Here is an 8,147-nt window from a genome sequence, read left to right as displayed (position 1 = left end):
TGACCTGGTCAAGCTTGGGACCTGTGGCCCACGGCTTGACGGTCAACTCCACAGCGCTCGCCAGTTCGCCCAGTTCGTACACGTGGCTGTGAAATTCGGTCGTCTCCCACCAAGGGTGACCCGGTGTCTTGGCCACAGGGCCACCGTGGTAGTCCACGTCCGCGTCGAGGCGAGCGGCAAACGCGGCATAGATCGCCTTCATGTACTGAATCGGCTTGGCCCGTGCATTCTCGGTGGTGCACACGGACGGCACTGCATAGAACAACTGGGAATGGCCGCTTTTGCGGTTGCGCACCATCAGATTCGGAGCGGGCAACCCCGCATCGTCCCAGGCCAAGGCGTTGGCATGGTCTAGGTCAAACACCAACCAGGAAACCATGCCAGGGCGATTGACTTGCATGTAGGGGTAACGCAGCGCGTATTCACGAGGGCGAACGCGAGTAGCGGTTTTGTCGTCACTGCACCGTGCCAGGTATGGCGCTTCCAGCAGTAACCGGTTCAGCGCGGTGCCGTCTTCAAAGAAGCGGGCAGGTGGCAGGTGGGTGCTGCTGGCCAGCGCATCGGCGTGAGACGTAGGCGAGGTCGCGAGGGAAAGACTGGCCGCGTTGTCGTGGTTCATGCTTCACCGCCCTGGCCAACTGGTTGGCCAACGCGGTGAAAGGGTGTGACGCAAGGGGTCAACTGGGGGGGCAGGGTGCGGTCATCGACGACGCACATCTGATGAAGAATCTTTTCCATAAGTCCACCGTTCAGCGGTGAACTGAAGACTTCACTTTTGACGACTTGCACAAAGCCTCAGTGAAAGCCATAATCAGCTCACGTTATGTGTGTTGAACAGGTGATCCGCTTCGCAAACGGCCTGTTCAGGATTTTCCAAAAAGCCCCGGCGCCAACCGGGGCTTTTTGGTTTCTGCTATTTGGCTAAATCGTTAACATATTCCCGTCTACGCTCGTTCGAGCATGAAAAATATTGCTTCCCAGCAACGGTGGGCAGGCAAAGTGGGTGAACACTATCACCCGAACTCCCTATCCGCAATGAAAATGCCATTTTTAACAGCTGATTTTTTAGCTAATACGAATGGCTATAGGCCTTGTGATACGGGGGTTCCAGAGTAAATAGTGAAATAACTTACGCAACAGTAACAACTTACGTAAGTTAAAGCACTTACTCGTCTTCCATGAAATCTGTAATCGGCTCGGCATTAGATGCCTTCTCAAGCAGCGCAAGCAGATCAGCCTTATCCAGTTCCTGGAGGGCCATGATTCCAGCCCGAATCACATCGGAACGCGATATGCGGAAGGTCCGTGGCAATAGAGAAATCTTATCAATCTGTCTGTTCAGGTCTTTGGACAGGGAAAAAGTAGTACGCACAAACGTGGGCGCTTTCTTACGCTTGCGCTTAGGCTCTGGGGTAGCACTGACTGGTGCAGCAGATATGAAAGCCAGCGCGGCTTCATCGTTAGCTTCGGATGATGGGGAGACTTCCTCAGGCTTACGAATCAAATTTTTCAGTCCCATTTGGCATCCCCCCAAAGCTCCGCTGCCAACGTCTGTATTTCTTCTTTAGCTCGAGGGTCGGAGTTGCTCTCCAGGACCGAGCATCCGTCTTCATCAGCATCGTCGTAGACATTGCGAGCTGTAGTAATAGCGTCAAGAGGTTGGATGCCAAAGGAGCGACACGCTTCTTTGGCATCCAATATCCGCTGTATCTGACTTGGAAGGGCTGGGCATTGGGTGATCACTGCACGTACATTCAATGCTGGATTTACCGCAGTTGCCAGTCGCGCCAGGTTGTCGACTTTGGGAAGGGTTTTGAGATCTCGGCGCTTGGGTCGAAAAGGAATCAACATATGAGTAGCTACCGTCATCGCTGATCGCAGCGCCTCTGAATCGGATCCTCCAGCATCGACCACAATTTGCCTATACCGGCCACGTAAGTCTGTGAGTGTTTGACGAATATTGCCGTGCGCTTGCACGACAGGAATCGCAGGGAGGTCTCCTTGAGCAGACCGTTCTGCAGCCCAGTCAGCAGTCGTGCCCTGAGGGTCCGCATCTAGAAGCAGGACATCACCTCCTCGAGCCTGCAACCAAACGGCCAGATTTTGAGCTAGACAGCTTTTCCCGCTGCCGCCCTTTTCACCGCCTAAAAGTAAGATCATGAGAAGCCCTTGTAGGATTACTAAAGTGACATAACTTACATAAGTTACTGAAATTTTGCTATGAGGATATACGAAACTGCCACTGTACATCTGCTTGATTTGAGCTAGACGGCCTTTGGATAGCAGAATAGCCAAGACATCGTGATCTACCGGTGCATCAGGAAGGGGTAGGGCGTAGCCGGCCAAGGATGAGCAGGATTTCATTTTCAAAGGCCACTTTTGATTCGAGGTCGCCCAACTTCTTATGGCCTTCTGCAACGCACCTCAGCAAGCCAGGCAGGTGTCCGCACTGGGGCGGCTCATTGCCGTTCGTGACCAGGTAGCCTTTGTGATACTGCGCGGCGATGTAACCCTGCGTTTCCAACGAGCGCAGCGCCTCGCGCACGGGCATTCGGCTGACCTGAAAGGCATTGGCAATGGCTTGCTGCGCAAGCCGTTCACCCGGTTCAAGCCGTCCATCCATGATGGCTTCGCGAAGCGCTTCTTCTATCGTCGCGCGGGGCAGCGCTACAGGCTGTGCAATGCCGAGGGCAATGGTTTCAAGCACGTGCTGCGCGTGCAGCTTTTGCGTTCTAGTGTTACTCATTTACGTCTCCTTTCCATGCATGCGAACAGAACTCTGCGCCGGCGCGCCGGACTCGGCGCGGCGCAGGGTTAAGCAGTTGATTTCGTGGGTGCCACCTCGGGAGCTGGAGGTGGCTGATCCAAACGGCTCAGTCCATGCTCATGCCGTCATCTTCATCCGGGGATGACAGCTCCGGGGTGCCGGCGGCGATGGCCTGGCCCTTGGGCGTGGTCTCGGCCACTTCCCGATCAGGCGCGGTCGGCTGTGCTGACCATTCGCGGCGGTTTACGGTTTTGTCCGTCTTCGTGCCATCCTCCTCAATGACCTGCACCACAACAGGTCGGGTGCCCAGGTCTTCCAGACGTACCGGGTCGCCTTGCTTCAGATCTGCATCGTTCATGGCCTTTTCCAGCCCCACGCCCCACACCGTGCGGGGCTTACCTCCTTCGGGCTTGAGCGTCACGAAGTAGCTCATCTGATTGTCATCATTGTGCTGATACGGTGCTTCTCCGTGCTCGATCAGCGTGCCATCGATGACGTTGCTCCTGGACGGGGCTGTCTGGCCCGTTGTTGCTTGAGGGTCTGGGTACAGACGCTGCTCAACCTGGTTGACGACGCCAACCGCCATGGCGGTGATTTCATCCAGGTCCTTGACCGATTCAGGCCAGGTCTCGACTTGCCGATAGGCATTTTCAAGGCCGCCTTTAAACGCTTCGCGGTAGCTGTCGTTTTCCATGTACGCCGTCAGCAGCGCAGCCGCTTCCGGGCTCTTGTCATCCGTCGCAATGATCCACACGGCATGGTCTTCACCTCGCAAGCCCATGACGACATCAGAAGCCCTCACATCAGCCTCGGACATCGGGAAATCACGACGCCATTGCGCTTCACGCCTGACCAGCTCGCTGGGGCTCTGCAGGTCAGGGTCGTTGGCCCGACTGGTCTGCACTTCAGCTGTGGCTGTTGCTGCGGAATCGGCAGTCGATTCCGCACGCTGCGCCTGCCATTGCGCAAAGGCCTGATCGCCCTTGGGCTCACCACGTTTTGGAATGCCCAGCGTGGTCGCCACCAGCTCTACTAACGAAACGCGCATCCGCTCTGGCACGAAGTCCAGCTCTTTGGTCAGTACCTGGCTAACCTGCTCAGCGGTTTTTCCTTCTCTATATAGCGCCTCGATTGTCACTGTAACGCCCAACTTATCCACCAGGTCCCGTATCTCCCGTGAGGAGTCATCAACGTGCCGTGGCAGGTCTTTGGCATCAGCCGGCGTAGGCTTTGCGGCTTCCGGGTTCACTGGTGCCGGCGCTGGGCTTGTGCCAGCTGAAGTACTCACCGGCTCAGGCGTGCTGGTCTGTGCCTCAGACGTGGCCGGCGCGGTGGAATCCGCCGCCGGTTGCGCACGCTGCGCCTGCCATTGCGCAAACGCCTGGTCGCCTTTGGGCTGACCGCGTTCAGGAATGCCCAGGGTGATGGCCACCGTCTCCACGAACGCAATGCGCTCCGGCTCGGGAACTGTGTCCAGCTGGCTGGCCAGCGCCTGGCTAACCTGCTCAGTCGTTTTGCCTTCTCCATACAGCGCCTCGATCGGCACCGTAACGCCCATCCGATCCGCCTGGTCGCGCACGTCCCGTGTGGAATCGTTTACGTGCCGGGTAAGGTCGTTGGCAGGACCAATGCTCAGACCTCCACGCTCAATCTCCAGCTCTGCGCGGCGATCTGCCAGGCTTTGATTCATGGCCTTGTCGGTGAAATGCACGTCCAAACCGTTCTTGGCCACCGCCTCGATCACCAGCTTTTTGAATTCGGCGGTGCCGGTGATGGTCAGTGTGCTGCCGAACCGCTCCCTGGCCAGCTGGAGGGCCACGGACACCCCGGATTCGGTAATCCCCGTGCGGCGCATAGAGATTGTTTTGCCCGTGTCCACAAACAGGGTCTTGTCGGTCTGCTTGTCCAGGTAATGCACGTTCTGACTGAACTTGGCTTTGCGTGTGTAAAGATCCTTGGCGCTGAGGTCGCGGGCCCGCTGACTGGCGGCGGCGGGGTCAACCTGACTGGCAAAGCGATCCATGACCCGCTTCACACGGTCACGCACGCCTTCAGGGCCTGGGCCCCTCGCGCCGCTGATGCTAAAGCCTGGGTCTTCTTTTTCATCGTCTAGGAGATTGCGTATGGCTGCACTGCCCATGAGATTCACCTCGGTGTTGGGTTGGGGTTTGTGGAACTGTTCACGCGCTTTAAGCCGTTCGAAGGTCAGCACGGAAACCAGCTGCACCTTGTCCTGGCGGGTTAAGCGTTGATCGGAGAACACGGCGCGCCTGAGCGCGTAATACTGCTGATCGATCCGGCGTATGGCCCGGCGATGAGCCGGGGGAATCTGGTTGTGCTGCGCTTCGCGCGTGAAATACGCGGCCACCGTCGAGGCCTGCCTGTTAACGGTCAGGGCCTTGATCGAGGCGCGCTTGAACACCAGCGCCTTGTCTGCGGGCCGTTTGAGCGGATCGAACAGCATCCGGGCGCGCTGCTCGATGTCAGCCACCGTCGCGACCCGATGCGGGTTCTTGGCGTAGGGCGGGACGACAGACCCAGGCCGCCATTGACGGGGAGGGCGGGGCTTGCCGGAAGTCCTGGGCCTACGACCGGCAGTGGATCGTCCAGGCGTTGTTGTCGCAGTCACCGCCTTGGGCACCGCTGTGACGGAAGGTGCTCTGTAGAACACCAGCGCGTTGTCAGAAGGCTTCTTGAGCGGATCAAACAGGCGTCGGCCTCGCTCCTCGATGTCAGCGATGGTGGCGACACGGTGAGGGTTCTTGGCATACGGCGGGATTATTCGTCCAGCTCGTACTCGGGCGTTTCGGGGCTTTCCAGCTCCGGCCCGGCGTCGGCCTGTTGCGCCTGCTGGCGTTGCTGTTCCCGTTGCTTCCTGAGAAACGGCGGCAGGCCCGCTTCCTCCTCTTCCTCGCTCAGTTGTGGACCCGTTCCGTCTTCCTCGTCCTCCTCCTGGTACAGATGATCGCAATCCAGAATCTCCTCCTGGTTGCGACTGTCCCAGGTGAACGTGTGCATCACTGGGCAGTAACACCGCACCGTCACGGCTTCGGGCCGATCCGGCTTGCCGGTGATCTGCCACATGGCTGACGGACAGGTCTTGCAGGCCATCGGCAGGTGCGGAAGTGCGTCGCCCCGCAGTTTCAGCAGAACTTCGCTGGTGATCTCTCTGTCGTTGCCCGGTGTGTACGTTGTCATTGTGTTCTCCATGGACTTGGTAGAATTTGGCTTCGCGATCAGCCAGTAGCCGAACACGATCTTCAGGGGATGCTTCGGAATACTGTTTGCGAAACTTGGGGGTGGCCTTGTTGACGTATTTGATTTCCCTCGCTCGCTGCGGCCAGGCAAGCAAGCGCTCCCGAATAACACTGGTTTCAAGCGGTGGTTTCTTGAGTTCGCGCCTGACAATAAAGTCATCCTGAAAGATGGTGTCTTTCAGATTCGTGCCCTTTGCGTCACCTGGCAACTTGACCGAAATATATTCAGTGTCCTTACCTTCATTACGGATGCGCGTCTCGCCGTGTTCAGCTACCAGTGCATAAAAATCGGCACGTGTAGTCACACCACGTTCGATGACCTGCTTGACCAAGTCCTGTTTGAACTGTCGGTTCTTGCCATAGAAGTCATCGCCCTTGTAACGGGACAGGACACTAGCCGCGTCGGTGATGTCCGCACGGACATTCTCACGAGGCGAAGACAGACCATACTTCTGGTTAATATGCTCCTGAAAAGCCTCAAAATACTTCTCATGATTTTTGTACACATCAACCGGATTGGCCTCATTGCCACTCAACAGGTTGATACGTGGGATAATGATGTGAATGTGAGGCTTGCGTTCAATTACGTCACCGGTTTTCCTGTCGGTGACCGTCTTCATTTTGGGCAAGTGCGCTTCGGCATACAGATTGAATTCTTCAGGCTTGTACGCGTGCATAAAGAAGTTCTTGAAGTCGGTCGTCACTGCCTTGAGCAATTCAGGTGACACCGTGTCCTCTTTAAAGCTTAGCGTGAACGTGAGGTAACGATCTTGCCCATGATCCGGGATACTTTCGTAGATGGCCCTGGTCACGCTGAGCTGCCCCTCAATGATCAATCGATGGTCCAATTCATCACGCGTAAACTCTCGACCTGATTTATTGCCTTGTTCTAAATACTCCTGCGCTCCGGTGTTATAGCCACTGACTCTAATCAGCATATTCTATACCTGCTAATAAAATCGTCTCGATGACCATCAGCGTTTCAAACCACTTGTCTCTCACACTGTCGGTGATAATGCCCCTGTCACCCGCCGCTTTTGCAATGTAAGCCAACTGAGAAATATTGTTACCGGCTTTATTGACGATAAATACAATTCGTTTCCTAAACCCGGTAAACTCTCTAAACACAGGAGCTTTATTTAAAATCAGCTCCCTGAAAAAGGCTGATGCAGAACAGCCCGCCCGTTTGATCATGTCATCAAACTGGGCCATTTCGTCTTGGGTGAGTCGAAACCGGATGATGTGAACTTTTTTGCCGGATTCGTTAGGTGAGCCACGGTTGCCGTTATGGACTGACCTCGACGGTTTTGGCGGGGCAGTCTCGGGCAAAACCGTGAGCAACAGCTGTTGAATAGCGTTCAGCTTATTAAGCCAGTGGAGATACTGCTTTTGATAAAGCGTGCCGTTATAGGGTGCCGAGTTAGCGGAGTAAGCAACTCGGTTTAGAGCATGCCCGGACTTTTCAAATACCTGCTGCATCCGCTTCTTGTCGATTGCGGACTGCTCGAAGGTAGGCGAACGGCTGATCACCAGGTCACGAAAGAATCGGGCTGGCTTCAGGCCGGATTGCGCGATGGGCTCGGCAAACCGAGCGAACTGTTCATCCGTGAAACGGCATGACACGGGGCATGATTTGGTCACTTTTTTGGCCACAAGATCACCTCCTGAGGGAACCTGGATGACGACAACCAACAACGACAGCGACAACGCTTTCCCGCTCTGCGGGGTTTCAAAGGGGTATCCCCTTTGGCACGTCGATTGGATACGAAAAAGGCGAAGCTCTTTTTTGTAGACAATCGGTAACGTGCCTGTTTTGCGAATTCGAGAGAGGGGTAGGCAATCTGGAATTGCACTGATTTGCACTACGTCGCATTGAGTTGCATTAAGTCTCACTGTTTTGCATTAAGTTGCACTATTTCTCACTCTGTTGCATTGGATTGCACTCTGTTGCACTGCGTTGCACTAGCTGCTAGGTTGGGGCTTTGAAGCGCCCGACTGGAGGCAGCCATGAGTGATTGGAGAAGCAAACCTAGTGTACTGTTTTCGAAAAAACCAGCTACTAACTAACGTAAAATTCAAATTTTATCAATAACTTAGGTTGCGGGACACGGGTAAATTATTTC

General features: G+C 55.6%; 8 protein-coding genes. 1 reads left to right on the top strand and 7 read right to left on the bottom strand.

Features of this window, described 5'->3' with window-relative positions; all coding sequences use genetic code 11:
- The 6 genes from DW49_RS0112365 to DW49_RS1000000133660 form a co-directional block, all read right to left on the bottom strand.
- A partial coding sequence (locus DW49_RS0112365) for a replication initiation protein (RefSeq protein WP_024421271.1) occupies window positions 1-619 on the bottom strand: 619 nt, incomplete at its 3' end.
- Window positions 620-1,165: 546 nt separating this feature from the next.
- A complete protein-coding gene (locus DW49_RS0112360) occupies window positions 1,166-1,519 on the bottom strand; it encodes a hypothetical protein (RefSeq protein ID WP_024421270.1) in 354 nt (117 codons plus the stop codon).
- Complete coding sequence (locus tag DW49_RS0112355) at window positions 1,510-2,160, bottom strand: AAA family ATPase (RefSeq protein ID WP_005730296.1); 651 nt, start codon at window positions 2,158-2,160, stop codon at window positions 1,510-1,512. The genes DW49_RS0112360 and DW49_RS0112355 overlap by 10 nt, the downstream gene beginning before the upstream one ends.
- Window positions 2,161-2,317: 157 nt before the next feature.
- Window positions 2,318-2,746, bottom strand: a complete 429-nt coding sequence (locus DW49_RS0112350) for a GntR family transcriptional regulator (RefSeq protein ID WP_024421269.1) — start codon at window positions 2,744-2,746, stop codon at window positions 2,318-2,320.
- Between the two features lie 127 nt (window positions 2,747-2,873).
- Window positions 2,874-4,790: an LPD7 domain-containing protein gene (locus DW49_RS1000000133665; protein ID WP_310887201.1), complete on the bottom strand. Its 1,917-nt coding sequence runs from the start codon at window positions 4,788-4,790 to the stop codon at window positions 2,874-2,876.
- A 755-nt stretch (window positions 4,791-5,545) separates the two neighbouring features.
- Window positions 5,546-5,965, bottom strand: a complete 420-nt coding sequence (locus DW49_RS1000000133660) for a hypothetical protein (RefSeq protein ID WP_024421267.1) — start codon at window positions 5,963-5,965, stop codon at window positions 5,546-5,548.
- Window positions 5,966-6,287: 322 nt separating this feature from the next.
- Here DW49_RS1000000133660 and DW49_RS1000000134240 point away from each other — a divergent pair, with 322 nt between their 5' ends.
- Window positions 6,288-6,749: a hypothetical protein gene (locus DW49_RS1000000134240; protein WP_375233981.1), complete on the top strand. Its 462-nt coding sequence runs from the start codon at window positions 6,288-6,290 to the stop codon at window positions 6,747-6,749.
- 202 nt (window positions 6,750-6,951) lie between these two features.
- Here DW49_RS1000000134240 and DW49_RS0112325 read toward each other — a convergent pair whose 3' ends face one another.
- Entirely contained in the window at window positions 6,952-7,677 is a 726-nt protein-coding gene (locus DW49_RS0112325) for a plasmid mobilization protein (RefSeq protein WP_024421265.1), read from the bottom strand.
- Window positions 7,678-8,147 lie beyond the last annotated feature (470 nt).

This window comes from Pseudomonas avellanae BPIC 631 (assembly GCF_000444135.1).
GTDB lineage: Bacteria > Pseudomonadota > Gammaproteobacteria > Pseudomonadales > Pseudomonadaceae > Aquipseudomonas > Aquipseudomonas avellanae.
Note: the sequence above shows the minus strand (reverse complement) of the source record. Positions and strands in the feature narration are given on the sequence as shown.